Source organism: Aminobacter sp. Y103A (assembly GCF_030294925.1).
Lineage (GTDB): Bacteria > Pseudomonadota > Alphaproteobacteria > Rhizobiales > Rhizobiaceae > Aminobacter > Aminobacter ciceronei.
The window spans coordinates 1,167,959-1,193,662 of record NZ_AP017986.1 but is presented as its reverse complement, the minus strand read 5'-3'; the positions used below and the strand labels follow the sequence as shown (position 1 = coordinate 1,193,662).

General features: G+C 59.4%; 27 protein-coding genes and 4 pseudogenes. 14 read left to right on the top strand and 17 right to left on the bottom strand.

The genetic code is table 11. The features are described 5' to 3' along the window. Positions 1 to 291: 291 nt before the first annotated feature. The 3 genes and pseudogenes from Amn_RS05810 to tnpB (Amn_RS05800) form a co-directional block, all read left to right on the top strand. Positions 292 to 848 (top strand): annotated as a pseudogene (locus tag Amn_RS05810) (IS110 family transposase); the annotation flags it as partial. A 58-nt stretch (positions 849 to 906) separates the two neighbouring features. Further along, complete coding sequence (tnpA, locus tag Amn_RS05805; protein WP_202296172.1) at positions 907 to 1,344, top strand: IS66-like element accessory protein TnpA; 438 nt, start codon at positions 907 to 909, stop codon at positions 1,342 to 1,344. Beyond that, positions 1,341 to 1,472, top strand: a complete 132-nt coding sequence (gene tnpB / locus Amn_RS05800; RefSeq protein WP_202296174.1) for an IS66 family insertion sequence element accessory protein TnpB — start codon at positions 1,341 to 1,343, stop codon at positions 1,470 to 1,472. Before tnpA ends, tnpB (Amn_RS05800) begins: the two co-directional genes overlap by 4 nt. A 77-nt stretch (positions 1,473 to 1,549) precedes the next feature. On the opposite strand, the gene Amn_RS05795 is transcribed toward tnpB (Amn_RS05800), so the two are convergent. From Amn_RS05795 to Amn_RS05785, 3 genes are read right to left on the bottom strand one after another with little or no spacing between them, the layout of a single operon-like run. After that, positions 1,550 to 2,557 carry a tyrosine-type recombinase/integrase gene (locus Amn_RS05795; protein ID WP_286295128.1) on the bottom strand — a complete coding sequence of 336 codons (1,008 nt, stop codon included), beginning with the start codon at positions 2,555 to 2,557 and terminating at the stop codon, positions 1,550 to 1,552. Beyond that, positions 2,554 to 3,486 carry a tyrosine-type recombinase/integrase gene (locus Amn_RS05790; protein ID WP_286295127.1) on the bottom strand — a complete coding sequence of 311 codons (933 nt, stop codon included), beginning with the start codon at positions 3,484 to 3,486 and terminating at the stop codon, positions 2,554 to 2,556. The genes Amn_RS05795 and Amn_RS05790 overlap by 4 nt, the downstream gene beginning before the upstream one ends. Beyond that, positions 3,483 to 4,721: a site-specific integrase gene (locus tag Amn_RS05785; RefSeq protein ID WP_286295126.1), complete on the bottom strand. Its 1,239-nt coding sequence runs from the start codon at positions 4,719 to 4,721 to the stop codon at positions 3,483 to 3,485. Before Amn_RS05785 ends, Amn_RS05790 begins: the two co-directional genes overlap by 4 nt. Before the next feature lie 225 nt (positions 4,722 to 4,946). On the opposite strand from Amn_RS05785, the gene tnpB (Amn_RS32585) reads away from it, so the two are divergent. Together tnpB (Amn_RS32585) and tnpC are read left to right on the top strand one after the other, a co-directional pair. After that, entirely contained in the window at positions 4,947 to 5,129 is a 183-nt protein-coding gene (gene tnpB / locus Amn_RS32585) for an IS66 family insertion sequence element accessory protein TnpB (RefSeq protein WP_353622416.1), read from the top strand. A gap of 72 nt (positions 5,130 to 5,201) precedes the next feature. Then, the gene (tnpC, locus tag Amn_RS05780; RefSeq protein WP_286295125.1) at positions 5,202 to 6,191 is read left to right on the top strand and encodes an IS66 family transposase; all 990 of its coding nucleotides are present in this window, start codon (positions 5,202 to 5,204) and stop codon (positions 6,189 to 6,191) included. A 59-nt stretch (positions 6,192 to 6,250) separates the two neighbouring features. Here the strand turns inward: tnpC and Amn_RS05775 are convergent, their stop codons facing one another. The 4 genes from Amn_RS05775 to Amn_RS05760 are packed head-to-tail and all read right to left on the bottom strand — an operon-like array spanning position 6,251 to position 9,683. Continuing rightward, positions 6,251 to 7,246 (bottom strand): tyrosine-type recombinase/integrase, encoded by a 996-nt coding sequence (locus tag Amn_RS05775; RefSeq protein ID WP_286295124.1) that lies wholly within the window; start codon positions 7,244 to 7,246, stop codon positions 6,251 to 6,253. Then, positions 7,236 to 8,180 carry a tyrosine-type recombinase/integrase gene (locus Amn_RS05770; RefSeq protein ID WP_286295123.1) on the bottom strand — a complete coding sequence of 315 codons (945 nt, stop codon included), beginning with the start codon at positions 8,178 to 8,180 and terminating at the stop codon, positions 7,236 to 7,238. The genes Amn_RS05775 and Amn_RS05770 overlap by 11 nt, the downstream gene beginning before the upstream one ends. After that, complete coding sequence (locus Amn_RS05765) at positions 8,177 to 9,208, bottom strand: tyrosine-type recombinase/integrase (RefSeq protein WP_286295122.1); 1,032 nt, start codon at positions 9,206 to 9,208, stop codon at positions 8,177 to 8,179. Before Amn_RS05765 ends, Amn_RS05770 begins: the two co-directional genes overlap by 4 nt. After that, a complete protein-coding gene (locus Amn_RS05760) occupies positions 9,090 to 9,683 on the bottom strand; it encodes an aminotransferase class III-fold pyridoxal phosphate-dependent enzyme (RefSeq protein ID WP_502874751.1) in 594 nt (197 codons plus the stop codon). Before Amn_RS05760 ends, Amn_RS05765 begins: the two co-directional genes overlap by 119 nt. A gap of 997 nt (positions 9,684 to 10,680) precedes the next feature. Here Amn_RS05760 and Amn_RS05755 point away from each other — a divergent pair. From Amn_RS05755 to Amn_RS05720, 8 genes are all read left to right on the top strand, one after another. Continuing rightward, on the top strand, positions 10,681 to 11,001 hold the full coding sequence (locus tag Amn_RS05755; RefSeq protein WP_286295120.1) for a HesB/IscA family protein: 321 nt from the start codon (positions 10,681 to 10,683) through the stop codon (positions 10,999 to 11,001). Positions 11,002 to 11,027: 26 nt separating this feature from the next. After that, entirely contained in the window at positions 11,028 to 11,489 is a 462-nt protein-coding gene (locus Amn_RS05750) for an iron-sulfur cluster assembly scaffold protein (protein ID WP_286295119.1), read from the top strand. 236 nt (positions 11,490 to 11,725) lie between these two features. Next, entirely contained in the window at positions 11,726 to 12,361 is a 636-nt protein-coding gene (gene queE / locus Amn_RS05745; protein WP_202296258.1) for a 7-carboxy-7-deazaguanine synthase, read from the top strand. Beyond that, on the top strand, positions 12,358 to 12,711 hold the full coding sequence (gene queD / locus Amn_RS05740; protein ID WP_064987130.1) for a 6-carboxytetrahydropterin synthase QueD: 354 nt from the start codon (positions 12,358 to 12,360) through the stop codon (positions 12,709 to 12,711). Before queE ends, queD begins: the two co-directional genes overlap by 4 nt. A 4-nt stretch (positions 12,712 to 12,715) precedes the next feature. Further along, positions 12,716 to 13,453: a 7-cyano-7-deazaguanine synthase QueC gene (gene queC, locus Amn_RS05735; RefSeq protein WP_202296260.1), complete on the top strand. Its 738-nt coding sequence runs from the start codon at positions 12,716 to 12,718 to the stop codon at positions 13,451 to 13,453. Beyond that, a complete protein-coding gene (locus tag Amn_RS05730; RefSeq protein ID WP_202324307.1) occupies positions 13,450 to 13,677 on the top strand; it encodes a hypothetical protein in 228 nt (75 codons plus the stop codon). Before queC ends, Amn_RS05730 begins: the two co-directional genes overlap by 4 nt. A gap of 142 nt (positions 13,678 to 13,819) precedes the next feature. Further along, on the top strand, positions 13,820 to 14,131 hold the full coding sequence (locus tag Amn_RS05725) for a hypothetical protein (RefSeq protein ID WP_286295116.1): 312 nt from the start codon (positions 13,820 to 13,822) through the stop codon (positions 14,129 to 14,131). 336 nt (positions 14,132 to 14,467) lie between these two features. Next, the gene (locus tag Amn_RS05720; protein ID WP_286295114.1) at positions 14,468 to 15,508 is read left to right on the top strand and encodes a LacI family DNA-binding transcriptional regulator; all 1,041 of its coding nucleotides are present in this window, start codon (positions 14,468 to 14,470) and stop codon (positions 15,506 to 15,508) included. A 257-nt stretch (positions 15,509 to 15,765) separates the two neighbouring features. On the opposite strand, the gene Amn_RS05715 is transcribed toward Amn_RS05720, so the two are convergent. The 3 genes and pseudogenes from Amn_RS05715 to Amn_RS05705 form a co-directional block, all read right to left on the bottom strand. Continuing rightward, positions 15,766 to 15,990 carry an XRE family transcriptional regulator gene (locus Amn_RS05715; protein WP_244673005.1) on the bottom strand — a complete coding sequence of 75 codons (225 nt, stop codon included), beginning with the start codon at positions 15,988 to 15,990 and terminating at the stop codon, positions 15,766 to 15,768. Between the two features lie 62 nt (positions 15,991 to 16,052). Next, the gene (locus Amn_RS05710; protein WP_286295113.1) at positions 16,053 to 16,301 is read right to left on the bottom strand and encodes a type II toxin-antitoxin system RelE/ParE family toxin; all 249 of its coding nucleotides are present in this window, start codon (positions 16,299 to 16,301) and stop codon (positions 16,053 to 16,055) included. A 357-nt stretch (positions 16,302 to 16,658) separates the two neighbouring features. Beyond that, a pseudogene (locus Amn_RS05705) lies at positions 16,659 to 16,745 on the bottom strand (ATP-binding protein); the annotation flags it as partial. Positions 16,746 to 17,255: 510 nt separating this feature from the next. Here Amn_RS05705 and Amn_RS05700 point away from each other — a divergent pair. Next, positions 17,256 to 17,528 carry a hypothetical protein gene (locus Amn_RS05700; RefSeq protein ID WP_286295112.1) on the top strand — a complete coding sequence of 91 codons (273 nt, stop codon included), beginning with the start codon at positions 17,256 to 17,258 and terminating at the stop codon, positions 17,526 to 17,528. 288 nt (positions 17,529 to 17,816) lie between these two features. Here Amn_RS05700 and Amn_RS05695 read toward each other — a convergent pair whose 3' ends face one another. The 7 genes and pseudogenes from Amn_RS05695 to Amn_RS05665 all read right to left on the bottom strand — a co-directional run bounded on the left by Amn_RS05695 (position 17,817) and on the right by Amn_RS05665 (position 25,665). Beyond that, the gene (locus Amn_RS05695) at positions 17,817 to 18,830 is read right to left on the bottom strand and encodes a 1-aminocyclopropane-1-carboxylate deaminase (protein WP_286295111.1); all 1,014 of its coding nucleotides are present in this window, start codon (positions 18,828 to 18,830) and stop codon (positions 17,817 to 17,819) included. Positions 18,831 to 20,111: 1,281 nt separating this feature from the next. Further along, positions 20,112 to 20,435, bottom strand: a complete 324-nt coding sequence (locus Amn_RS05690) for an exopolysaccharide production repressor protein (protein ID WP_202296270.1) — start codon at positions 20,433 to 20,435, stop codon at positions 20,112 to 20,114. Positions 20,436 to 20,473: 38 nt separating this feature from the next. Then, a complete protein-coding gene (fdxB, locus tag Amn_RS05685) occupies positions 20,474 to 20,791 on the bottom strand; it encodes a ferredoxin III, nif-specific (RefSeq protein WP_202296272.1) in 318 nt (105 codons plus the stop codon). A 78-nt stretch (positions 20,792 to 20,869) separates the two neighbouring features. Further along, positions 20,870 to 20,971: pseudogene (locus Amn_RS05680) on the bottom strand (CCE_0567 family metalloprotein); the annotation flags it as partial. 233 nt (positions 20,972 to 21,204) lie between these two features. Beyond that, a pseudogene (locus Amn_RS32720) lies at positions 21,205 to 21,434 on the bottom strand (NifX-associated nitrogen fixation protein); the annotation flags it as partial. Between the two features lie 1,125 nt (positions 21,435 to 22,559). Beyond that, a complete protein-coding gene (locus Amn_RS05670; RefSeq protein WP_286295107.1) occupies positions 22,560 to 24,560 on the bottom strand; it encodes a class I tRNA ligase family protein in 2,001 nt (666 codons plus the stop codon). Between the two features lie 325 nt (positions 24,561 to 24,885). Continuing rightward, positions 24,886 to 25,665, bottom strand: coding sequence for a phytanoyl-CoA dioxygenase family protein (locus Amn_RS05665; RefSeq protein ID WP_286295105.1), 780 nt, complete (start codon positions 25,663 to 25,665; stop codon positions 24,886 to 24,888). Positions 25,666 to 25,704: the final 39 nt, after the last annotated feature.

Genomic DNA, 25,704 nt, shown 5'->3' with positions numbered 1-25,704 from the left:
TGCAGGCGCAAGCTTCGAGGCGAAGCTCACAATCGTCTTCGGTTGCATGCGGCGGCGCAGCACCACCTTCCCGTTCATCATACAATCCGGCAACGCTGACGGGCAAGGAAGAAGCCCTATGGTGGCCACCGCCTGTTCCAGTCCGACAGCCGGGCCGCGCCCGCTGGACCCTAGATGGTGTAACGGGCGATGCCCAGCCAGCCAGATTTGAAAGGCTGGTGGTCGTCCCTCACAATGATGGTGTCGCGGAGTCAGGAGTGGCCTGCTCCATAGCATCACGGAGAGACGACCATGAAACAGTATGCCGGCATCGACGTATCATTGGAATACTCGAGTGTGTGCGTGGTGGATGCGGATGGCCGCATCGTACGTGAAGCAAAGGTGCTCAGCGAGCCAGATGCGCTGATCGCCTGGTTTTGCGAGCACGGCGTCGCGATGGAGCGGATCGGTCTCGAAGCCGGCCCGTTGTCGGAGTGGCTCTATGCCGGGATGACGACGGTGGGTATTTTGGTCGAACTGATCGAGACGCGTCACGTGCGGACCGCCTTCAAGACGATGCCGGTGAAGACCGACAAGAAGGATGCGCGGGGCATTGCGCAGTTGATGCGGCTTGGCTGGTTCAGACCTGTCCACTGCAAATCCTTCCGGCCCAGGAGGTGCGTGCCCTGCTGACCGCCCGCAAGCTCATTCAGGGCAAGCTACACGACATCGAGATGAGCATCCGGGGCATTCTGCGCGGCTTCGGCCTTAAGGTAGGGCCGACCACGCGACGCACCTATGCGGCACGGATCCGCGAGTTGATTGAAGGTCATCCGACACTGGAAGCGATTGCCGCGTCGCTGTTGAAGGGTAAGCGATGCACCAAGGCACCTTGCAATAGGCCGATGAACATGGAGCTTTCGCGCCATGACATTGGAACATGCAAGGGGCGATTTGGTCGCCGAGTTAAGCGATGCCGCGGCGGCGGAAGACCGTGCCACAGGGATTGGGCGCGCGCGGCAACGGCGGCTGTGGAGTTGCACAGAGAAGCGCGCGTTGGTCGACCTGGCGAGCGCGGCGGGGTCGTCGGTGACCGAGGTCGCGCAGGCGTTCGGCGTAGCGCCGTCACAGCTCTATGCCTGGCGCAAGCAGATGGGCGGCGGCGAGCTCGATGCCGATCAGGCGATGGCGACCTTCGCGCGCATCGAGGTGAGCGATCTGCCCGGTGTCGAACGGCCCGTCGCCGATTGCCCGGACCCGGCCGGCAGGATCGTCGTGGCCTTTCCGAGCGGTGCGCGATTGCGGATCGACGGGACCGTCGATCCGAATGCGCTGCGCATCGTCCTGGCGGAGTTGACCAGGTGATCACGGTGGTGCCGACCGACCGGATTTACTTGTGCTGCGGCGCGACCGATATGCGCCGCGGAATCGACAGCCTGGCGCGGATGGTGCAGCAGGTCCTCGCGCTCGACCCGCACTTATGCATCGGGTGAGATTTTGTGGCGGAGCCGTCCTGGCGCCAGCCGAGGGTCTGCCAAATCTGGAATCCTCCGCCACATAATATTTTAGCTTAGATGCTGTTCAGCAGTTGCAGAACGGCATCGGTGGGCCGGAAGCGCGGCCCGCAATTGCCCTCGATGCCCGCCTTTTCGAGTCCGTTGCGCATCATCTCGACATCCGCGGCGGCATAGCGGTGGGTGGTGGCGACCTGTGCGTGCCCGAGCCAGGCTTGAATCGTCAAAAGATCCACGCCGGACCGGAGAAGCTTCATGGCGAGGGAGTGCCGGAAGATGTGTGGCGATATGGGCTTTTCGGCCAAGTCCGGCCTTATGGCCACTGCCTTGGCCGCCGCTCGTCGTACGATGTGGGTCGCCCCGAAGCGCGTCAGGCGCTCATTGTGGGCGCCGACAAAGATCGCTCGTGGTTCGTGGTTGGCGATTCCGCGTTCGCGCAGCAAGGCCGCCAGCGCTCTCGCCAGATCCTGAGGAACGGGGATGACGCGATCTCTGCGCCCCTTACCGTGCAACAGCACCTGCGAACGCGGGCGTTCCAACTGAAGGTCGTCAGCATTGACACTGATGGCTTCGGAGACCCGAGCGCCGGTCCGCGCCAGGAACAGCAGAAACGCGCGGTCGCGCCGATCGCGGGGCGTCCTCTGATCGGGCGCCGCAATGATTGCGTCCACTTCTGCGTTGGTGAGGTGGCGCGTCACCTCAATGTGCGCCCGTTTTGTGGGGATCGTCAGCACGCGTTGCGCGACACCAAAGGACGCCGGGTCGGCCGCTGCCACATGGTGGAAGAAAGATCGTATCGCAGCTAGTCGGGCATTGCGCGTGGCGACGGTGTTGTTCCGCTTCTCCTCGAGTTCGTCGAGAAAGGCGAGAACGAGGTCTCGATCGAGATCTTCGAGCACCAACGCCGCCGGCCTCTTCCGCAACCTGGCGGCGGCAAAGAGGATCAGCATGCGCAAGGCGTCGCGATAGCTCGCGACAGTCGCGGGAGTGGCGTTGCGCTGCTTGGTCAAGCGCCGGCGAAAGTAGGATTCCAGGAGCGGCGCCAGGAGCAGATGTTCGCTCATGCTGCACCTCCATCGAGGAAAGCGCGGTCCGCCGCAATGGCGAGAAGATCCGCCGAACCAGTGAGGTAGTAAGCTGTATCGCTGTAGCTGGCGTGGCCGAGATATGTGGCGAGCAACGGGAGCAACGCCTGAACGTCTGCACGCTGTTGATGCCAGAAGCTGAGGCGGGTCACGGCGAACCGGTGCCTGAGATCGTGCGGCCTTAAGGGCTTACCGCCATCAAGGCCGGCGAGCTTGCGGACCTCGGCAAAACCGTTTTGCAGGCCGGTCGCTGAGAGGCGGTTGCCACGAGAGCTGAGGAAGAAGCCCTGGTCCTTGGGCGTGGGAAAAGCGGCGTCACGCTCACGGGCGTAGTGGCGAAGGGCAGCCTGGGTCGTCGTGTGAACTGGAACGAGACGGTCCTTGCGGAACTTCGTCTTCCGAACCAGAAGCACCCCGCTGGTCAGATCGACGTCGGAACGATCAAGCCTGACCACTTCGCCAGATCGCAGTCCCGAGCTTGCCAACAATCCGATCAGCGTTGCCATCGTCAGCCCCCTGAGAGGGATGCGGGGCGAAATGCGTGCACATGCTTCGATGAGCGACGCCAACTCTGACTCGCTGAGGATCCGCGGCGGCGGAATGGCCCTGGATCTGGGAAAGACTCTACGCTCCAAGGTCTCCGTTTGGGCGTCATAGACGGCGAGATACTCGTAGAAGCGGCGGAGCACGCCGTGACGAGTGGTGCGGCTGTTGGCGGCGCCGCCGAACGACAGGACGAAGTCCAGCGCCATCGTCCGGGTGGCGGGCGCATCGAACTGAGCGCGTTCAACGTAGCGGACGAAAGCCCGCAACGTGGCAGCTTGTTTGCTGAAAGAGTAGCCGAGCGAGTGGCGCAGTTCGATGTAACGCTCGGCCTTCTCGCCGAGGAATCGGGTAAAGGCGGTCATGCCGCGCCTCCCGGAAAGGGGAGTGCGACCTCGGCGAGTTGCGAGGCCGCAACCTTCACATACAGCGCCGTTGTGTTGATGCTCCTGTGGCCAAGAAGATCGGCGACCTCGTTGATTGGTCTTCGCTGCCTGACGAGCTGGGTGGCAAGGCTGTGGCGCAGGAGATGCGCACCTGCGACCCGCCCGAGTTCGACCCCGCCATGCCGCAACCGCTTGCGCACGATCCTCGAAACAGGCGACGCGCACTTAAACTGCCCCAGCGGCGGTGCGAAGGACAGGAACAGATACGGACTATCCACCTTCGGTCGAGCGCGCAGGATATAATCGGAGAGTGCGGCGCCGGTCTCCTCGAGGAGGGGCACCACCCGATCACGCTTGCCCTTGGTGCGCCGGACAAAAACCTCGCCAGTACGCCAGTCGACATCCTTCAGCCGAATGGCGCGTAACTCGCCGTTGCGAATGCCCGTAGTGGCTAGCAGCAGCAGGACGGCTCGATCGCGGATGTCGATCGGCGTCGTTGCGCCGATCGCATCGATCGCCTGCCGAACGTCATCCCATGCAAGGCGCGGCGGCAAATGTGCCAAGCGCCAAGAGGGCGTCCTTGGGACAACGCGGGCGAGATCTTGGCGATGGTGGGCAGCCCAATACAAGAACCGAAGAAATGTTCGAATGTGCGAAGTCGCTGCCGTGCGGCTGCTGGAGCTCGCCGATAGTGACAGCCGATGCTCGACAGCAGAAAGGACCTGCTCAGCCGTCAACGCCTCGAGGTCCTGGCCGAGATGGTGATGGCGGAACCAATCCAGAAAGCGGCGGCCGCCCAGAAGAACGCCTTCGCGGGTCTTAGTCTCCAGCCCCCGTACCCTATGCAGATAGTCCGAAAAGTCGGCCAGAAGCGGAGCATCCGGATCATCCACTTCACTTGGAAAAGAAATAATGAACCGCTCCGGAGCCACTCGCTTTGCGTGGCCCAGCGCCGACACTGCCCCAATGCGCGGAGTATCCGTAGTAAACGTGCGCAAATAGCTGTCGACGACATCTTGATGGATCGGCATCGGAACGCAGTGCGTGCCAGCAAACTGGCTAAAGCGCGCAATCCGGGTCAGGTAAATCTTGGCGGACGCTCGCTTGTAACCGAGCTTGAAAAAATGCTCCGCGAAGCGATCCATCTCGCCGCCGAGCGCACCGCTACGCAGGCGCTTGAGTACCCCACGATACGAAAAATAGAAGTCGAGCATATTGCCCCTCCAGCATTGCGGCGCAGGGGGATCCCGCGTCCGTCAGAGAGGCATGAAATATTATGTGGCGGAGGATTCCAGATTTGGCAGACCCCGGCTGGCGCCAGGACGGCTCCGCCACAAAATCTCACCCGATGCATAAATGCGGTTAGGTGGCGCGCCACCTAACCGTTCACCGGCGCGATCTTCTGCTTCCGTGGACGCAAGGGTCATATCATCAAGATTTTGGCGCATGACGACCAGGGGTTCTGCCTTTTTACAAAACGGCTTTCCGATGGTTGTTTGGCCTGGCCGACCACCAAGGATCAGGTGACCGTGTCGCTCACTAAGGCACAGCTTTCGCTGCTTCTGGACGGGATCGACTGGCGCCGGCCGAACAAGATTTATGGACCGCGTCTGGCCGGCTAAATTCGGTCGTTTCTTATTGATTTTGTGCCGATTTTACTTTCGTAACAGAGGTCTTTCGGGTATGTAATTTGGGTGTCGGAACAAGCTCCCTCAACCGCTGATTTCTTCGCCCGGATCGCGCTTCTGGAGGCGGCCGTTTCTGCCCGTGACACCACCATCGCCGAACGCGATGAGCAGTTGCGAAGAGAGCGCGCCGAGGCCGCGCTTCGCATCCAGCGCCTGCAACTGCAGATCGATCGCTTCAACCGCAAAACCTTCGGCCGCTCGTCCGAGAAGCTGGGCCAGATGCTGCTCGAGCTCGAAGATCTCGAGACCGATGTAGCTGCCGGCGTGCCCGATATCGAGCCGCCCATCGTCGCTGACACCGACAAGGTCCGGGTGTTGCCGGTGCGCAAGCTCAACCCCAACCTGCCGCGCAAGCGCATTGTTCGCGAGCCGTCTTGCGCATGCTGCCCGGGCTGCGGCGGCGATCTGCGCGCCATGGGCGAAGATAGCGACGAGATGCTCGATCTGGTCGCCCAAGCCTGGCAGGTGATGGAGACCGTTCGACCCAAGTACAGCTGCCGGACCTGCGATAAAATCATCCAGGCGCCGGCACCAGCTAAGGCCATTGCACGCGGCAAGCTCAGCTATGCCGCGCTCGCCCATATCATGATGGCGAAGTGGGGTTATCATCTGCCGTTCTACCGTCAGGCCAAGATGATGGCCGCCAAGGGCGTCGATATCGAGCGTTCCACGCTTGCGCGCAGCGCCGGCTACGCCGCCGCCTTGCTCGATCCGATCTACAACCGCATCCGTGAGATCGGCCGTACCCGCAGCAAGATTCACACCGACGACACGCGGCTTCCGATCCTGGCGCCCGGCACTGGCAAGACGCACAAGGGCGCGCTCTGGGTCTACGTCGCCGACGACCGCAACTCGGGTTCGAAGGAGCCGCCGATCGCCTGGTATCGCGCCACCATGGGCCGCGCCGGCGAGAGCGTGATGAGCGAGCTCGCCGGATTTGCTGGCACCCTCCAGGCCGACGGATTCAGCGGTTATGTTGCGGCCAGCCATATGTAACGGTGGCCGGTTTCATTCCCCCGGCCTTAACCGCAACATAAGTTTCAACTCAGCGTCCGCTATAGAGCCTTCAGGAAAGCCATCAGGGATGGCAGCGAGCACTGAGGGACAGTGGCTTGTTGGTCAGAGATGTCGACCCGAGCAAGCGCCTTCGCCTTCATTTCCATATCGACTTCAGCGTAAATATGCGTCGTGTCGAGAGACACATGGCCAAGCCAAGCACGGATTGTGTTGATATCGACGCCAGCGCGCAGCAGGTGGACTGCAGTTGTATGCCGGATCGTGTGGGGACTAACACGCTTTGTTTCTATCGACGGCACTCTTTTGCTCGCCAGTTTGGCGTAGTGGGTCACGACTCCGTGGATCCCGAACCGCGTCAACGGCATGTTGAGCCGGTTCAAAAAGACCGGATCGCGTTTGCTACGTCCCTCGACGAGCCTCGACAGTGTCGTTTCAGTGGCTGGCCACAACGGACATGCTCGGAACTTGTTGCCCTTGCCGTGTAGTCGCACCGATGATTGCCGGCCCAGTTGCAGATTGTCGACGATCAACTTCGCCGCTTCATCGGCACGGGCACCGCTGTTGTACAAGAACAGAAGCAAAGCGTAATCGCGATTGCCGAGAGGCGTACGACGGTCCGGTTGTGCCAAGAGCGCGTCCATCTCCTGCTTCTCAAGATATCCGATCATGGCCTTGGCGGTCTTCTTGAACGGCATCGCTCGTACTTCGCCGGACCACGCGATGTGGACCGGCGAGCGCATGCCAATGAACCTTGCCAATGAGCGTATGGTTGCCAGCCTCTGGTTTCGAGTGACTCCGCTGCACTTTCGATCGCGTTCCAAGTGATCAAGGAACTGACGAATGATTGACGGTGTCAGATCGTCAACCGACATTCGATCGATCGCGCGCGCCGCGTGATTGCTGGCGAACGGAAGCAAGAGCATTAGGGTGTCGCGGTAGCTGGCCTGAGTGTTTCGGGACAGGTTCCGTTCCGCCACCAGGTGTTCGAGGAGGAACCGCCGCACCCATGGTCCGAGGAGCATCTCATTCTTCATGGCTGCCCTCCATCGCATACTGGGCGAAGCGTTGGCTGGCCGCCTCCAGGAGTTCCGGCGTCATTTGCAGATAACGTTGCGTCGATCGGATGTCGATGTGACCAAGGAAGGTTGCAAGTTGCGGAAGCAATCGTTGAACGTCCTGGCCGGAATGATACCATGCGACGACACGGTGGACGGCCGCTGTGTGGCGAAGATCATGGATACGTGGTGGACGCGGTTCGCCGATCGGGCGTTCGATACCGGCGGCCCGGCGGACATGTTGCAACATGGTGACGACACTCTGATAAGTCCATCCTCGAATGCCGCGCGACGCGAACAGCGGTGCCGCTCTCCCCTGCGGCATTGGTAGTAAGCCACGACGATCGAGATGCGCGGCCAGCTCTCCAGACAGCTTCGGTCCAATTGGAACCAGGCGAGTCTTGAAGAATTTGGTGCAGTGGATGGTGATGACCTCCTCGACTAGGTCGACATCCTGCAAGGTCAAGCGCAGGGCCTCGCCGATCCGCATGCCGGTTCCGTAGAGGAGCAGAATCATTGTACGGTACATCGCGGGTACATGCTGGCTGTAGCCCGTTCGCAAAGTCGACGTTGCCTCCAGTAATCGGCGCACTTCCTCGGTCGAATATACGTACGGCGTTTGCGGCGGCGGCAGGTGCGGCAGAACTGTCGGCAGAGGCGAGCGATCCACATATCCACGGCTTATTTCGAACCTAAACAGGCCACTCAGCACACTGTGTTTAAGTGCCCACGTTGCCGTCGGCCCCTTGTCTCCATTGAGGAAATCTAGGACCGATTCTGGGGTTACCTCGCGGATCAGTCGATCGCCGACTGCTCGCCCGAAGCGATGGAGCAAGCGTCCGGCAGACTCGAAGCGCATGCCCAGTGATCGTTGCCGGGCCAGGTAAGCATCGATGACGTCGATCAGCTTCATAGGACGTCTCCCAAATCGAAGGCGCCGACTTCGCGAAGAGCTGCCATGTTCACCTTTGCGTAGACACTTGTTGCCGCAGTGCTGCGGTGTCCAAGATGGTCGCCGATCTCTTTGATGGTCAGCCCCTCGGCGAGCAAGCGAACTGCACAGGCATGGCGCAACGCGTGCGCGCCGCGATGCGCCGCTTGAATACCGAGCGCGACAAATCGCCGATTGGCGACGCTATAAATGCTGGTAGCTTCCAAGGGCTGTCGAGGCGCCTTCATCCGAAGGAAAACTTCTTGACACGACGACGGCGGGCGAACCGTATCCACGTAGCGTGCCAATGCTTCAGCAACAGAAGGCACCAGTGGATAGATCTGGGCTTGTCGGCGCTTTAAGCGGAACAGCCGAAGCGTTCGCTCCGCCCAGTCGATTTGGTCGAGCCGCAATGCGGCTACTTCGCCGCGCCGCATACCATACACCGCCAGCAACATTAGGATCGCGCGGTCTCGGATGTCGCGGGGCCGGTCAGTATCGACATCAGCCAACATCTTTTGGACGTCGGACCAATCGGGGGCGTATGGCAGAGATTCTTGCTGATAAAGCCGAGGCCGCGACATTGACGTCGCCAGGCGGTCTGAGCACCAAGCCTCCTTTGCCGCATATCGAAGAAATCCGCGCAAGGCAGAGACGGTGTGTGCAATCGAGACACGACCCCAGCGTCCGGCCCCTTGGGTCGCTATATAGTTGTCGATGTCTTCTGCCTTCAAATCCTTGAGCTGGTGGTCCGACTGTTCGCACCACAGCAAGAATCTGCCGGCTATGCGCCCCCATTGCTCCACAGTTGACGATGTCAATCCGCGTTCGTCGCGCATCCAGGCCACATACCGGTCGAGTTGCGCCTGATACGACGATATGACAGTTGGCTCACGCCACCAGCCAAGGAACTTCAGCCAGGGACGCCCGATATCGATGACCCGACGTGCGGCGGTAGCCGCACCCCGAAGATTCTGCCGAGCTTGCGCGATCGGCAGCAACTCCGCCATACCGACGCCGGCTGCGGCCTCCGGACCGAGACACCGCCAAGGAGCCGAGCGACATGCCATGGTACGAATTTGTGAAGGCCATGACACTCGAGCGGCCGGTATATTTTCGCGCCAGCGCCAACGCCGCTTCGTTAGCGTTCGTCCCGGTCGGCCCAGGAAACTGTATCTTGTAAGAAAGGCCCCGGGGCTGCAGGATCGAATCGACGAACACTTCGATGAAATCACGCTTTGCAGTTGTATACATGTCAAGCGACAAGACGATATTTTGATCGACGAGATATTTAATTGCCGGTGCCATAATATCTTGATTGTTATGACCGTAGTTGAGCGCGCCGGAACCTACAAGGAAATCAATATAGGGCTTGCCGGCCTCGTCCCAGATTGTCGCCCCAAGCGACTTTGTAAAGACTGTTGGAAACGATCGTCCATAGCGACGAACGTTAGACTCGTAAGCTTCGAAAATGTCGATATCCATTAAATGGCCTCTCTGTATGCGGCTCGCGATCAACACTGCAGGTTCTATGTTTACGCACTCCAAACCATTGATTTCGACGATTAGCTGCGGCCAATCTCTGCCTTAAGCGAACGTATCATGGTCAGCGACTTGCGTTCGCAAAGAGTCTGTAAACTTGTTTGACGAATCTGTTGCAACGCATTGGATAGCGATAGCGTGACAGTCAGTACCCGCCTTGCGGCAACGCTATCGGCGGCGTTGTTGGCGAGCGCGACCGACACAACCGTACGGGTTTTTCCAGCATGACTGCAACCACGATGCTTGTATTGCTCTACGTCGGCTGTGACGGCAGCCTTGCCGACGAGTAGCTGTGGCAGATGGCGATTTCTCACTTCGATGTGACGGCGAGACCGGTGCTTGCTCAGGTTTCGTTTGAGGCGCGGAAGAGCCGGACCGCGAATTGGCGGCAGAACTGGAACTGACCGCGGCCTCTAATTGTGGCCGTGGCCGCCGTGCCGGTGATTGCGCTGTCTCCTGGGCGGCACGTTGGCCCACCTTCTCGCTTCACGCCATATACAATGCCTCAGTCGGCCCCTCGCGAGGTGGCTTCCGCACCGCAGGCCACGGGCCGAGCACGCGAGTGGTGTTCGGCACCCCGATCTGATGCAGACGGCGCCTGCTTCGAGAAGGCGCGATCGAAGCGGTATCGACAACCCCGGTGTTCGCCAAGGTACTGTGTGGTGACGACGGCGCGGCTTTTGGAGCGCAGCACGACTAAGAGTCCCCACCCTTCACCGGCCCACATTCATGTGATCGAAAACGCTGGCTCAGGCGACGACACTGGCGATTTGTCCGATTCCGCTTTTTGTACGCAAGGTTTCACTCGGTCCGACATCCGACAATTGTTGGATGTGAGACAGGGCGCCAAATCCGCTAACCCGGTGTTTTAATCCAATCTTCCTCTCTGGCACGCTCTGTGCAGCGTGGCTTGCGAACGCATCAGCTAGAAAATAGTCCCATGATCACACTCACTGAAAGCGCCGTCGCCGCCGTCAAGGCCGCGCTTTCCCGCGCCGACGAACCGGCGGAAGGCTTTCGCATCAAGGTCGAGGGGGGCGGCTGCGCCGGCCTCAAATACCTGATGGATCTGGAAAGCGTCTCGCGGGAGGGCGATGCCATCATGGAGACGGACGGGGTCAAGGTGTTCGTCGACGCAAGCTCCCAGCCCCATCTCGCCGGCATGACCGTTGACTTCGTCACTGACCTGGAGTCCTCGGGCTTTGTCTTCGACAATCCCAATGCACGGGACAAATGCGCCTGCGGCAAGTCTTTTGGCTAGCCGCCACCACGACAAGGATCGGCGCCGTGCGGGATAATACCGACAACGTCTACCTCTTCAGCGACAAGCTCTATTTCATCAACCCGCACAATGTCGGCGCTTTGGACACCCCCAATGCGGCCGGCGAGGTCGGCGCCGTCGCCTGCGGCGACGGGCTTAAATTGATAATGGGTTTCGACCCCAAGACCGAGACGATTACTGCCGCAACGTTCCAGACCTTCGGCCGCGGCTCGGCCATAACCGCTTCCTCGGCGTTTACCGAATTCATCGTCGGCAAGACCATCGATGAAGCCCTTCAGATCACTGATCAGGACATGGCGGATTTTCTCGGCGCCCTGCCGCCGCACACGGCCTTCTCATCGCTCGACCGCCTCATCCTGGAGCGCGGTTTACGGCTGATGAGCGAGTTTTTCCGTGCCGTGAGGCAGGCTTTCGAGGAGACACCAGGATTCTCACGCCTCGTCCTCGTCAAGGCATCATCGCGATGAGCGGCGTGATCGAGGCGTTTCTTTTGGTGATAGGCTTCGAGGAGCGAGAGGCCCTTCCCCGCAGTCTCCACCCGCTGAAACCTAATTCTGCGTGGAGTTCGAGCGAGTGGGTTTTCGGCAACGAGCCTCGACGGTGGAACAAGCTGCACAACATGCCACATGGCATTCCTCACCTTTTGCCGCGTCTCGTAAGCCAGCAGAGATGCTCCCTTGCTCACTCGAAGGCCGCTTGAGCAATGTCATATGCGGTCAAGGAAATCTTCTACACCCTTCAAGGTGAAGGACGAAAAGCCGGGCGGGCCGCCGTATTTTGTCGTTTCGCCGGCTGTAACCTTTGGTCGGGACGTGAAGACGACCGGGCAAAAGCATTCTGCGGATTCTGCGACACCGATTTCGTTGGGGTAGATGGCCCCGGTGGCGGACATTTTGACACCGCACGGCAGCTTGCGTTGGCGATCGAACAAGCCTGGCGCGGGTCGGGAACTGGGCAGCGTCTCGTCGTGCTCACCGGAGGAGAACCCCTCCTCCAGATCGATGAAGAACTCCTGGAAGCGCTGCATTCCTTGGCGTTTGAAATTGCCGTGGAGACCAATGGTACCATCCCCACACCCGCCGGCATCGACTGGCTGTGCGTCAGTCCGAAATGCAATGCACGCCTCGTGGTCATGGCAGGGGACGAGCTAAAGCTTGTATATCCTCAGATTGGCGCGGAGCCCGAACATTTCGAAGTTCTCGCGTTTGAGCACCTTTTGCTTCAGCCGATGGATGGGCCCGAGCGCGAGGCGAATACGGCCGCCGCGGTGGCCTATTGTCTTGCCAACCCACGTTGGCGCTTGAGCCTTCAAACCCACAAGTTTCTCGGGATCCCATGAAAATTACGCAAGCTTTCACCTTCGAGGCAGCGCACTGTCTTCCGCGCGTGCCAAAGACCCATCGCTGTCACCGCATGCATGGCCACTCATACCGTGTGGAACTGCGTTTGGAAGGGCCCGTCGATCCCGACACGGGCTTTGTCATCGATTTCTTCGATGTCGAGGCTGTGTTCGGACCGCTTCTGCAACGTCTCGACCATCAGTATCTGAATGAGATTGAAGGTCTCGACAATCCGACCGCGGAAAACATTGCGGTCTGGATCTGGAACCAAACCAAGCCGCTTCTTGGCCAAATGTGCTCGGTAACAGTCTATGAGACACCGCTGTGCTGGGCTGAATACGAGGGTTGACCCGATGCAACGAGATCCGGGAACCGCACTCGTCCTTTTCTCCGGCGGCCAGGATTCGACAACCTGCCTGGCTTGGGCGCTGGAGAACTTCGAGCGCGTCGAGACAATCGGCTTCGACTATGGGCAGCGGCATCGGATCGAGCTCGATGTGCGGCCTTACCTGATCGAGCGCATTCGAACAGACTTTCCGGCCTGGCGTGGTCGACTGGGCGAGGACCACATGATTGACATGGCCGTACTCGGTCAAATCAGTGATACCGCGCTCACGCGCGACGTCGAGATCGCACTGAACGCGAACGGCATAACAAATACCTTCGTGCCTGGCCGCAACCTTCTGTTCCTCGGCTTTGCGGCCGCGATAGCTTACCGGATGGGCGCGAATCACCTCGTAATCGGCGTGTCCGAGACGGATCGTTTCAGCTACCCGGATTGTCGAGATGACGCAGTTAAGGCGATGCAACTTGCCCTGAACCTTGGAATGGAAACGCGTTTCGTCATTCACACACCCCTCACGCAGTGTGACAAGGCGCAGACCTGGGCGCTGGCGGATTGGCTGGGCGGCGAGGCGCTGGTGAAGCTCATCTGCGAAGGAAGCCACACCTGCTATAGCGGAGACCGCGAGCATAGACATAGCTGGGGTTTCGGTTGCGGTACTTGCGTCGAGTGTAATCTTCGCGCAGCAGGATGGGAGCAATTCCGATCCTGCAAAGAGGCACCCGTGACCGCCCATGAAATGACGTGAGCGCCAAGATCCAGGCTGACGGTGGCAATCTGTTCCATAGATCGTTTCCTTCTCTTTGTGATGTTCAGCACGACCAGGTACGCGCCTTCGATGCCGTTTCGAAGGGCTGTTCCATACCATCGACTTTGATGATCTTCGCCGTTCGCATGGTGCTGTTTCGTGGGGGAGTTCAGCACCACGGCGAGCAGGCTGCGGTTGTTATCCTTGATCCCGGTCGGATTTGATCGTGGAGCGTACTGCCAAGAAAAAAGGGGGAGGTTGTGGTTTCGACGAGAGGCAGTTGATGCCCGAGCCTGCCCTTATGTGGAGGGTCGTCCATGCAGTCCATCACCAGCATGGCCGCACACTGGCATCATTGAACGAAGAATGACGACCTCATCGGCAATCGATGCCAGCGCCTGCGTGAGCTGGCACGGGCGCAGACGCCTGCGGCGACGCGATGTTGCGGATATCCCTCCCCTGGCCCCGCCTCGGGCCAATCAAAGGATTCCTGATAGCGCCTTCGATCTGGCAATGCTCGTGCGTTCAGTGAATGCGCGCGCCGCCTTGATGGCGATCATCACAGCCTCAGTGTCGATTGACGAAATGGATCTGCTCGACCGCCGGAAGACAATCGAGCAGGCAGCCCAGCAAGGTCGACTCATGTGCCGTCGAATTGAAAGGCGGCTGCCGTCATGAAGGATACGCGCGACCGCATCAAGCGCCGGGGCAAAGCCCGCCAATGAATCAGAATGGCGAAAGTATTGATTGAGGTCCAGAAAGCAGCGCCCATTGATGTCACACAGATTGGCGCCTTCGCGTTGCAGCGCGCGACGCGGCTTCGGATCGCACAGCCGCGGCGCGGGTGGCGCCATCGGAAAAAACCGGGCTCCGATTGGGCGTCAGGCTGCGCGGAGATTCGTGCAATATGTCAGGCCTCCCTCGAAGAATCCGGAGACCTACGCCTCTTTCGCCGGTGACATGGCATTTGCACTTGGAAGACGTCATTCACGAATTGCATATGGGAGGCGGCGAATGAACAGGCCAACGATCGCGGATCTGGCGAAAGCCGCGGGCGTAAGTGTTTCTACGGTCAATAGGCTCTTGCACGGAACTGGCTCACTGCGACCGCAGACGGCCGACCTCATCTCAAGCGCAGCGCAGCAGATCGGCTTCCACAGTTCGGGGCCGCTGCACGAACGCAGGCGGGACAATCTCCCGCATCGGCACTTGAGCTTTCTCCTGCAGCAATCGCACCGGCCGCTCTGTCAGATTTGGGCCGAGGCGCTTCTCGGTGCCTGCGCGCGACGCACAGATGCGGTTATTAAGCCAGACGTGCTCTTCGAGGACGACCCTTCCCCAGAAGCGGTCGCTGCCAATCTGCTCAAGATAGGCGAAAGTGCCGATGCAATCGCTGTGATCTCGGCCGATCACCCGCTCGTCGGCCAGGCGATTGACGAGTTGCGCGTCAAGGGCGTTCCGGTGATCGCCTACGTGACCGACCTGTCCGCCGCCAGCCGGGCCGGCTTTGTGGGAACCGACAACTGGAAGGCCGGCCGCACCGCCGCATGGTTTATCAGCCAGACGTCCGGTCGGCCCGGTAAGGTCTTTCCTCTCATAGGCGGCAACCGTTATCAGTTCCAAGACATCTCGGATGCGAGCTTTCGCTCCTACATGCGCGAGCACGCGCCCGAGTTCCACGTCAGCGAAACGCTCCTGACCCATGAGGCGCCGAAGAACGCCTATGCAATCGTTCGTAGGCTGGTAGCGGAGGAGCCCGAGCTCAGGGGCATCTTCGTCAATGGCGGCGGCATTTCCGGCGTCCTGCGTGCTATGCGCGAACTCGCTGTGGAGCAGCAGTGCAAAATCCGGCTCGTCTGCCGCGACATCGGGCCCGAGACACGCAAGGGATTGAGCGATGGCTTGATTACGGCTTCCTTGTGTCATCCCGTCGACAGGATGCCTGAAGAACTCATCAATGTGATGCTGCGCATGATCGAACGCACGGACACGCGGCTAATCGAACAGCGGATTGTTCCGTTCGAGATCCTCACGCCAGAGAGCATTTGGACTTAAGAATCGGAAGAGCCATCGTCGTCCGGATAAGGTCATCCGTGCCGCTACGAAGCGACGACCGCTTCCTGGGAGGAAACTGGGCGCAAGGGCGGTTCGGCACTCATGACCCTCGTATCCACCGAAAGAGGCCAGGAGGACGAGGAGATGGAAATCTCCGAGGAAGCCGATCTTGTCGAGAGCTGGACCTCACGCTCGCGCCAATGATTAGGCTGCTTCGGCCGTCCGTGCCGATTTGCGCGGCTTGTGGCGCGCCAACCTTATAAGCGCGTCGATCGAGGCAGCGCACCGGGCTTTGCTGTTCGCCCCGTGACTATGGCAGATATGTCGAGCTGTTTCATCATAGCGAGCAACCGAGCCGTTTGGGCTTGATTGAGGCGCCGACGGTTAATGACGGCGCGGATCTCGCGGGCGAGCTTGGCTTTCCGCAATTCCTCTTCGGAATTGTCAAAGCCCAAATCCGCAAACACGTTGCCGTTGGTCATTTCGCCGGTGATTCTTCAGTCATGACTTTGTTCCTTTCCGATAGTTTTCGCGATCGTGCGTCTCAGCCACCTTCAATCGCTGTAACGAGGTCGACTTCGCACTTGGGCGTGTCCCTGCCCTTCTTCTGGAAGCAAAGATGCAGATCACACCAGCGAAGCGGCATGGACGGGCGATAAGTATCCCTGTCTAAGTCGTCGACCACCGCAAGGATTCGGCCGCCAAATCCCTTGAGGGCTTTGACCGCCAGATGCTGCTCGCCATTTTGGGCATCGTTGATTGCAACACCCATGACGATGCAGACATCGACCAATCTCACTCCGCTCAGCCACTGAAAGAAAGATCCGGGTCAAACAGCCGTTTTCGCCAAGTGATCATATTTCCTATGAACGCATTTTGGACTGCACGGACCGTTCCAGCTCGGCGCAAAACCCTCCCAGATACTCGTCAATCGCGCTCTGCAAATGCACCCAGTAGAGCACTTTTGGCGGTGCTACATCGATAATGAGCCCAGTTTTGCTTTTTTTTTGAGAAAATGTCCCTCTTGCTTGGCCGCAGCGAATATCCCAGTAAAAATTGGCGGCAGCGCATCGCGTTTAGCGCTCGCCGGGCGGAGCTGGTCCGGGTTGCGAAGCCCGGCGGGCGCGGATCGTCTTGGGCCATGTGGTGATCAGGTGCGGTTCTTGGAGCGCCAGGATTCATGTCCGATTTCGATGATCTCGCAATGATGCGTGAGAGGATCGAGCAGTGCGGTCGTTGTTCCGTCGAAGTAGCCGCGCCTGCTGTCGCGGATGAGCGCCCGGGCGATGGCAATGGCCAGATGCGACTTCCCTTTCCGGGCCACCAATCAACACGCCATTGGACAAATGCCATCAAGGGCATCTCCGCCGGGCCGGCGAACAAGAAGGAGAGGAAGTGATGGAACGCAGGCTTGATGACGTGATCGCAGCCCTCCCCGAGGAGCGTCGGGAGCGTGTCGACGCACGTTTCGAAGAGTTAAAGGACGGAGGTCGAACGGCGAGCTGCGCCGTGCGGCTGGGAAGCCCCAGGCGGAGATTGCCTTGTCCCTCAAGATCAACCAGCCCTCTGTCTCGAAGATCGAGCAACAGGCCGATATGTATCTGTCGACACCTAGAGCTACGTAGAGGCCATCGGGGGACAACTCAACCTCATCGTCGCCTCGCCGCGCGCGCCCCTCCGTATAGAGCGGCTCAGCTACGTCGTAGCCCCCAAACCCCCTCCGCACGTAGTGCTAAAAGAGCGCGAGGTGGACGACCCGCCCGAAGGCAACGCGCCGGCTGAATGCGCCGTTTCGGTCAAAATTGCCGAAGGAACGACAGTCTCGTCGACGCTCGCAATAGGTATGAGCAAGCCCTCGTTAAGCCGGATACCGACTGCCCGCTGTCACGTCGCGGAGGACGCCTCTCCCTCACCCATGCTGGCCCAGTTCACCGCCGCGCTGGGGGTGTCCGGCGATGTGCTCGCCGACGACGACCCGCTCGAGCACGCTTGGTCACAGCTTCCAAACCTGCTCAAGTAGATACCTCCGCGCCTGCGCGACATCTTCGGTAGCTTACAATTTATCAAATTTACGGCGATTATCGCGGCCCCGCAAAATGACAAGAAAGTCAAACGGCCATGTCTTCTCCCTTCTTATGCGGCTCCGGGACACATTGAGCACAGGCAAATGCTGCCAAGCATGCCAGCACCACGACCCCACGTCGTGGCGGCAGTTAACAGCTGCCCGCTGAAGTTTGCCAACGGGCCTTCGGTCAAACTTGGCGCAGCGCTGTTACGGCAGGCACAGCACGTGGAGGTCTGTCGAGCATCAGCCATTGCGAAAGGTGTAGCCATAACCGTTGATGGCCGGCGCGCCGCCGAGATGCGCGTAGAGAATCCTCGAGCCCTCTGGAAAAAAGCCTTTCTGGACGAGGTCAATCATCCCTTGCATCGATTTGCCCTCATAGACGGGATCGGTAATCATACCCTCGAGCCGCGCACACAGACGGATCGCCTCCTTGGTTTGCTCGGATGGAATGCCGTACCGCGGGTGCGCGTAGTCCTCGAGCAGCACCACGTCATCCTCGGCAAGTTCCGATCCGAGCTCGACGAGGGTCGCTGTATGTCGGGCAATGCTAAGCACCTGCGCCTTGGTCTTGGCCGGGGTGGCAGAGGCATCGATACCGATCACGTTGCGCTGCCGACCGTCCTTGGCGAATCCGACGAGCATGCCGGCATGCGTTGAACCGGTGACCGTGCAAACGACCATGTAGTCGAAGGCAAACCCAAGCTGTTCCTCCTGGGCGCGCACTTCCTCCGCGAACCCCACATAGCCGAGGCCTCCATTCGGGTGAACAGACGCCCCGGCCGGTATCGCATAGGGCCTGCCGCCCCTTGCCTTGACCTCATAGAGCGCTTTTTCCCAGCTGCGGCGGATACCGATGTCAAAGCCATCGTCGACCAGACGCACCTCTGCGCCCAAGATGCGGCTCAAGAGAATGTTGCCGACCCGATCGTAGACGACATCCTCATGTGGAACCCAGCTCTCCTGGATCAGGAGACATTTCATGCCGATCTTGGCGGCAACGGCGGCGACCATGCGCGTGTGGTTGGACTGCACGCCGCCGACGGTGACAAGGGTATCGGCATCTGACGCGATCGCGTCGGGGATGATGTATTCGAGCTTGCGCAGCTTGTTGCCGCCGAACGCCAGACCGGAGTTGCAGTCCTCGCGTTTGGCGTAGATTTCGACCTTGCCACCCAGATGCTTGCCGAGCCGGTCGAGCTTCTCGATGGGTGTGGGTCCAAAGGTGAGCGGGTAACGCTCGAATTTTTCCAGCATATTCTCTCCGGCGATGATCATTCAGCTGAAATAGCCACGCAAAACTCGTTCCATAAGCGCTGCTTGGATTGGTCGGCCACGCTCTCCGACGACCCATCAGAGCTTTGGGGATTTCCAGCGCTCTCCTTGCGATTGAGACGAAGCGATCCACATGTCGCCATGCTGCGATGAGGCGACCATCGCCTAGGAAACCTACGACGATACGCGGTCGGCATCTGCGTGTTTGCCAGCTTTGCAAGTGCCGCCAGACCGCCAAACCAACAGACTTCGATAAAAACGCGGTGGCTCTTGTTTGCGATTGGACCGGCAGGAACTGCACGGTTGCCGAGCGGAATTCCGCGAGGCGATTTTTGTGGCGCTCAACGCCTCACAGAGGTTTCAGCTGCTCGATCGAAGTGCTCGTCTACCTGATCGAAACGGGTGCCAATGCCCTCGAAAGGCTTGCCTCGCCGCGGCCGTAAGTCGTCGGATTGTAGTTGACGAGCGTGTCGGTCCTAGCGGTATCCAGCAACTGATTAGTAATCTGTGTCGGTGTTGCTGACGTGAACTTGCTGCTGTTCTGAACGCGAGTCGTCTGAAAGGCATGCCCGGCAGAGACGGAGCTCCCTGCCGGGCCGGGTTCGCCTTGGGAGGTGGCGTAAGCTAGCGACTGTCGTGGCGGTGGGACCACTCATCCGTGCGTTTTGCGCAATAACGAGCATGTACCGTGCCAAGCCAAAAAACATTTAGAAAACACCCAAGAGACAGCTTCCTCTACGTTGCATACCCGACATTGTCGGTTATCGGACAATGTCGAACGTGCCTCTCGGCATCGACCTACGCCTGAACCCTAGCGCCCCCGCAAGGTCGTTCGCTGCCATTTCGACCTGGCGAACTGGTGGTGACAGGGTTTTAGCTCCGACTGTTCTCCGGCTGACGGACAGGGCGGATGTCGCTTTTAAAAGAGGAACTGTCTGTACCTTCAATTCAAGAGGGCGCGGCCACGAGAGACGGGCGCGGCGAATGCGGTCGCGCAGATGACCGCGAGGACCAACACATCCGGCAGACGGGCAAAACCGTAGCCGATCAGTGTCCACCCCTAGGGGCGCACTCCACTCAGGTGTCAAAATTGCACGCCGAAACACAGGACCGTCATCGGCGAATCCGCCCGTAGAAACTGCATTCCCTGGGCGGTAGAACGATGAGAAAGCCGTCGCCTTCGACCTTACCAGGGAACCATGGCCTGAATAATCAAACTTGAACAAAGGGATGAATCCGAGCTCTCATCCTTGTTACATCGCCTCAAGGGAGGAGCAGCGATATGCCGAGCGTTTGATTGCGCTGGGCCCCATCTTGAGTTTCATTCCTTCGCTCATCCTCGTCGGGCGACTGGTACCGAACTTCCTGGGACCTATCTAAAAGCTCAGCACCTTGCCCGGCTTTGCCAGCACAGCCGGATCGCCAGATTAGAAAGAGCACACTTGCGAAATAAACCATCTGGAGCAGCAGCGAGCAGGCCAGCGTCGCGACGACGGTTAGACGGATCGACTGCGAAGCCAAGTAAACGGTCGCAGCGGTGCCGCACAAGACCAGCGCCAGGAGGCGACAAAAGGTGATGAAGCGCAATGCCGTTCTCCTGATTTTGGCTCGTCAAACCATGCAGCTCATGCTGCGATCTGGTCGGCCGCGAGATGGGTCTGGCAGTTCTTTGGGCAGACGCGGCCGCAGGCTCCGCAGCCAATGCAGCGGCCGGCATGGTCGACAACCATGATCATACGATTGAGCTCACCGTCGAAATCGTCGTCATCGGCGTCGCAGGCGCCGAGGATTTCACCCGCGTCATCGACGCCGTAAAGATGCATGACCTCGCGCGAGCAGACTTTGAAGCAGCGGCCGCAGCCGATACAGATCTTGCCATCGATAGCGATCAGATATTCAGGCACCCATATGGAGCCGTCGCGGCTGATGAATTTGCTCCTCATCGCAAAGTCTTCATTTTGGCAAGCTCTCCTGGCGCCATCCAACTCGGCATAAACGGCATGCGTTTTCTCGGCGACTTCCTCTATCTCAATCCATTTGACCGGGAGACCCTCGGCAAGGTCGCGCAAGTTCGTCTTGGCAATTGCCGCGCGCAGTTGAAGCTTTCGGACTTTCTTCGCCATCTCATCCAAGTTTGCCATGATCCTTCCTCGAAAATCAGTTTCTTCACGCCCGCGCCACGTCGGAATGCAATAGCTGCAGTCGCATCGCCGACCAGTTTCGCGCCGGTATCCGCGAGTTGTCTGGGATTCGCGAAGCCGAACCGGTAGACGTCTCGACAGAGGTCGGTTTGATTTCTGTTGTTGACTTATGTCACGCCTGAGCGCTCCTCGATCGCAAGCTCCACTACGGTCTAAAACATGTCGCGCCTCCACAGCGCGTCCGAATCCGGATTGCCAATGATTGGATATTCCGGCGCAGTCCCTTGGTGATGATAAAATCGGCCAGCAGCCCGGTGTCCGATTTCCGTTGGCATGAGCCGTGAAAATCCTGAGCACGGATCAGCCGCAGGAGGCATTTGACGAACGGGCGGGAAAGGGCCTCGCCATCCTTGTTGACGGCAGGGCCAAGCGTTGCGTGAGACATTTCGTTTCCTCAATTTCAGGTCTCGTCCTCGACGGAGGATTTCTGCTTTCGGTTACGCTGACTTCGGGCTCGCTTACGCAGCCGACGTCCGGCCTCGCCAGGCCGATTCCACGTAAATGCTGCCCCTGTGGCCGACCTTGAACAGGTCCTGGACTGTGACATCTTCAACGACGGGCCAAATTCGCGTCGAATATCGCCGCCGCGGCTATTCGGTTGGAAGTCTAAGATCCGAGCCCTGACCTGGAGCAGACCGTCGACCCTGTGCACCATGAACACAGTTACTGCGGGCGCGCCGCAGAAAATGGGCGAATTGATCAGGGTTCCATTCCACTTGTCATCCCGACACCTTGCCGGGCTGAAAGTTCGTGAGAGGTTAGCCACGCAGCCAGTCGTCCACTTTGATCAGAGGAGCCGGGGACTCTCTACGCAACATGTTGTTCTCCATTCCCACACCTTTCCTGACGTTTAAGCGCGAGCTGGTTCTCTCAGAACGGAACACACCGGTTAGGAGACCATCGAAGTCTTGCGTGTTCTCATGCGATCAGCCCTCATTCAGTATTGCCGATCTCAACCAGCAAACGTCATGCCAGCGCGTTGCCGGCAGTAAATGGATGATTCTGCCTCGAAACCTTACAAGCCCAAGACGGCCGGTTGTTTTGAACCCGACATGTTTTCTGCTGCTGTCAGCTTTTGGACACGCATCATGCGTCAGACGCTTGAGGGCGAGAACGGCTTGGCTGTCTGCCCTGCGGTAATGTTGGCGTCGGCTCATCTAGCATCATTCGCCGCCGGCGATGCGCGGGCGCGCACAGCTAGGCCGACCCAGCGTCCCGAACCGCATGACCTTCTTGACCGGCTGGCTATAGGTCGGAAATTCCGCGATTCCGAGAAAGTTGGTCAGCGCAGTGCAGCCCGCTCGGCATTTGCCGCACGAATGGCAAGCGCTTGTCAACCGAGCGATCCTCCAAGGCGCGGGCCAGCGTCTCGACGATTTGTTGGTTAAGGCCGGCCAGTGTTTGTGTCTATGGTCTGGGAGTGGCCTTCGGCAGCCAGTGGCCGCGAGTAAAGCTTCGGCATCATCGGCTTTGATTGCGGCCCAAATCTGGTCGAAACTACGATGGGCTATTATGCCTCCTCTTCATTGAGAGCAGGAATGTCTGCTCTGGCGTAGAAGCCCAGCACGGGTCCGAGATCAAAGGTCGTTCCTGGCGCAAGGCGCCGGACGGACGTGGGCCATGTTTCGGTCGAGACGCCATCGATACCTCGCGCCAGCGTGCTGGCAAATCGGGGCATCAGCGGCGCGAGTGTCTGTGCCAGGATTGCAGCGGCCGTCGTCTGAAGGGCGAGCGACGTGCGGGTGCGGGCGGGATAGAGACGTCGCGCCGCCTCATAGTCTTGCGCCCGTCGGTAGACTACGCAATCGCTGACGAAATCGCAGGCCTGCGCGGCCGCGCGCCGGACCGAGAAGCCGTCGTCCGAATAGACGCGTTCCATCGCCGCGCGATGGATCTCTATCCGAGCAAAGAAAGCGCGATCGGCGGGAGCCCAGTCGCCAGCATCGGGCACACAGCCGCCAAAGTTCTGCTTGATTTCCCCGTGCAGCGCATCAAGCCAATTCAGCCAGATTCCTTGGAACACCTCGTTCTCCGTGCGGCGTAGCGCGTCCAGCGTGAAGTTCGTCCGCTCACCTTCCGGGCGTGTCAGGCCCAAATGAAGACGTACGACATCGACTGTCTTTTGGCCCAGAACCTCTTTGCCCCAGACCGCATGGCTGCGGCTTGTCGAGAACTTCTGACCGTCGAGCAGGTAGAACTCGTTCACATGATACCGGATGCGCGGCGTCCAGTGGGAGAAGACCTCAGCATAAAGCGCCGGATAAAGCAGGGCGTGATAGAAGGAATTATCGAAGCCGAAGAAATGGACAATCTGCCAGTCATTGCTGGGCAGGGTCGCGTCCCAGTCTCGACCGAGCGATGTAGCTAGCGCCTGGATGTTGTAAAGAAAACCAAACGCCATCTCTGGCCAGACCCAGATCACCTGCCCCGGGAGCCCCTCGGCTGGCAGGCCCCAGTCCGAGGGGTGGGTGATGGGCACGGAAAAGTCGCCACGTTGGCGTAGACGCGCGAAGAGGTCCATGATCCGAACTGGGGCGCCCGACGCCCTTAAATGCCGGTCGATATTGTCGTAGCACCGTTCCAGCGCAAGTTCGGGACGGCGCACGGATCCGACCACCGGCGCCTCGGCCGAGTGCCGCGACCGGACTGCATCTAGGTCGTGGCATAGGTTCGGTGCGCCGCATTCCTCGCAGATGTTGCCACCAGCGGAGCTGCCGCAATCGGGGCAGAGGCCGCTTACATCCGGCTCGTAAAGGTAGTCGCCTGTCACAGCATCGAAGAGCGCAGGGCTCTGGCGCAGATCTACCGCCGTGCTGCTCAGAAGACTACGGAAACACGCGGCTTGAAACTCTGCATAAGCGCTATCGCCCAAAGTCGGGAGGAAGCTGTGGACCTCACAGTCGAGAAGCGCAAGCGTGGCTCGAATCTCATGGGCGTAGTGGCGCGCCACCTTTGCGGGCGTCGATTGCTCGGCATCGGCACGCGTGGCCACGTAGCTCTGGTAATCGTCGCTTCCAGTCAGGTGATAGGCTTCGACCCCTTTCATGCGCAGGAAACGCGTGTAGACATCGGCGCCAAGATAAGGGCCAGAAAGATGCCCCAGATGCAGATCGCCATTCGGCGTCGGCGGCGTGGAGAAGACGAAGATCGGCCCGCGGGGAATCGCGACCTGGGCAGCAGCTTCGAGGGCGGCCTTGCCGTCGCGCCAGTAGACATCGACGAAGTTTAGGTTTTCGACCCCATCGTTGTGCAGCACATGCGCTTCAAAAGGATGGAACAGAACGACATCGCCGGCTGCGACCGAGATTTCCCCAAGGTCGGTCCTGACCTTGCCCGCTCCAGACAGGACCACGAAGGCCTCGATTTCGTCGTGCCGATGGGGCTCGGATGTGACGCCCGGTGCCACCTTGCCAAATGAAAACCCGGTGCCCGCGCTTCCCGTCCCAAGCGTAGCCATGTCGATACCGAACGCCCGCGACAGCTCCGATCGAGAAAACGTGGATTTCCGCATGACGGCCCTCAGCTGACGCAGTGGTATCTTCGGCTGCCAACGCAACAGCCTCTGCTGCAAGTTGCGAAGAGAGGCGGTAGCCCGACACGTTGGCCGCCTCCGTCAGAATAATCCGGCTCTGGGGCCAGGCGGGCGACGACGGGCGGCAGCGGGGCTTTAGGCGTTACAGAAGACTGCCCGGCGACACCTGCACGATCGACACAACGAAGTGTCGTAACGGACTGCGGGCGAGGTCCAGTAGCGGGCAATCAGAACGCCATGCTCTCCGCGCATTTTTAAGCCGTCGATCAGTTTCGTATGCATGGCCCCGCCTGGTTCCGTGAGCTCAATCGCGATAGAAAATGCCGTTTGGGGGCTTGAGGTTGTCGAGATCGGCCACTTTTCCCTCTGGCGGATTAAGGGCGCGCTTAAGCACGTTATATTCAGCGCGGGTCGGTCCACCGGTTGAAGCACGCTGGAACACCAAGTAGAGCGTCCGCCGAGAACGATTGCTTTTGTTCGGTTGTGAGTAGTGCGGTGCGTAATCGTCGAAGATGAAGATGTCGCCAGCCTTCCATACTATGGGTTCCCAGGAAAACATTTCGGTGACTTTAGGATCGATCACCCCGCCGGCATCCATGGGAAATATCCCCTTCTTGTGGTTGCCGGGACTGAAGAAAAGGCCGCCGTTGTCCGGGTCGGAATCGTCAATGCCTATGGCAACGATCGCATGGACCATCCGGTCGGGCAGCCTGTGTGGAATGTGATAAATGTCCTGATGCGGGCGATAACCGCCGCTATCGGGATAGTGGAAGATCAGCAACTCCTTGAGTCTGCGCGAATCTTCGCCAAGCAAATCGTCGACCGCACAGTTTATGCGCTGATCTTCTAAGAGGAGAAGACGCAATGGGTCATGGAAGTCCAGAAAATTCTCGGCCTTAGAGGTGATCTTTCGATCATCAGTCGTTTTCTCGAACCACATGAGCCATTTATCATCGCTGACATCCCAGCGGGATATGTCTTCAACAAATTTGGAAATACTTTCCAGAGCCGCGGGATCGAAGAACCTCTCGAGCCTGACGTATCCATCTTTCTTCCACTTTTCTATTTGTGCATCGGTCAACATGCGAAAAGCCTCCTGTTGGAAAGAGTGGTTGGTCAAACA

Coding starts and splice junctions, on each gene's coding strand:
- tnpA (WP_202296172.1), top strand. CDS start 907: ATGACATTGGAACATGCAAGGGGCGATTTGGTCGCCGAGTTAAGCGAT.
- Amn_RS05795 (WP_286295128.1), bottom strand. CDS start 2,557: ATGAGCGAACATCTGCTCCTGGCGCCGCTCCTGGAATCCTACTTTCGC.
- Amn_RS05790 (WP_286295127.1), bottom strand. CDS start 3,486: ATGACCGCCTTTACCCGATTCCTCGGCGAGAAGGCCGAGCGTTACATC.
- Amn_RS05785 (WP_286295126.1), bottom strand. CDS start 4,721: ATGCTCGACTTCTATTTTTCGTATCGTGGGGTACTCAAGCGCCTGCGT.
- Amn_RS05775 (WP_286295124.1), bottom strand. CDS start 7,246: ATGAAGAATGAGATGCTCCTCGGACCATGGGTGCGGCGGTTCCTCCTC.
- Amn_RS05770 (WP_286295123.1), bottom strand. CDS start 8,180: ATGAAGCTGATCGACGTCATCGATGCTTACCTGGCCCGGCAACGATCA.
- Amn_RS05765 (WP_286295122.1), bottom strand. CDS start 9,208: ATGGCGGAGTTGCTGCCGATCGCGCAAGCTCGGCAGAATCTTCGGGGT.
- Amn_RS05760 (WP_502874751.1), bottom strand. CDS start 9,683: ATGGATATCGACATTTTCGAAGCTTACGAGTCTAACGTTCGTCGCTAT.
- Amn_RS05755 (WP_286295120.1), top strand. CDS start 10,681: ATGATCACACTCACTGAAAGCGCCGTCGCCGCCGTCAAGGCCGCGCTT.
- queE (WP_202296258.1), top strand. CDS start 11,726: ATGTCATATGCGGTCAAGGAAATCTTCTACACCCTTCAAGGTGAAGGA.
- queD (WP_064987130.1), top strand. CDS start 12,358: ATGAAAATTACGCAAGCTTTCACCTTCGAGGCAGCGCACTGTCTTCCG.
- queC (WP_202296260.1), top strand. CDS start 12,716: ATGCAACGAGATCCGGGAACCGCACTCGTCCTTTTCTCCGGCGGCCAG.
- Amn_RS05725 (WP_286295116.1), top strand. CDS start 13,820: ATGACGACCTCATCGGCAATCGATGCCAGCGCCTGCGTGAGCTGGCAC.
- Amn_RS05720 (WP_286295114.1), top strand. CDS start 14,468: ATGAACAGGCCAACGATCGCGGATCTGGCGAAAGCCGCGGGCGTAAGT.
- Amn_RS05715 (WP_244673005.1), bottom strand. CDS start 15,990: ATGACCAACGGCAACGTGTTTGCGGATTTGGGCTTTGACAATTCCGAA.
- Amn_RS05695 (WP_286295111.1), bottom strand. CDS start 18,830: ATGCTGGAAAAATTCGAGCGTTACCCGCTCACCTTTGGACCCACACCC.
- fdxB (WP_202296272.1), bottom strand. CDS start 20,791: ATGAGGAGCAAATTCATCAGCCGCGACGGCTCCATATGGGTGCCTGAA.
- Amn_RS05670 (WP_286295107.1), bottom strand. CDS start 24,560: ATGCGGAAATCCACGTTTTCTCGATCGGAGCTGTCGCGGGCGTTCGGT.
- Amn_RS05665 (WP_286295105.1), bottom strand. CDS start 25,665: ATGTTGACCGATGCACAAATAGAAAAGTGGAAGAAAGATGGATACGTC.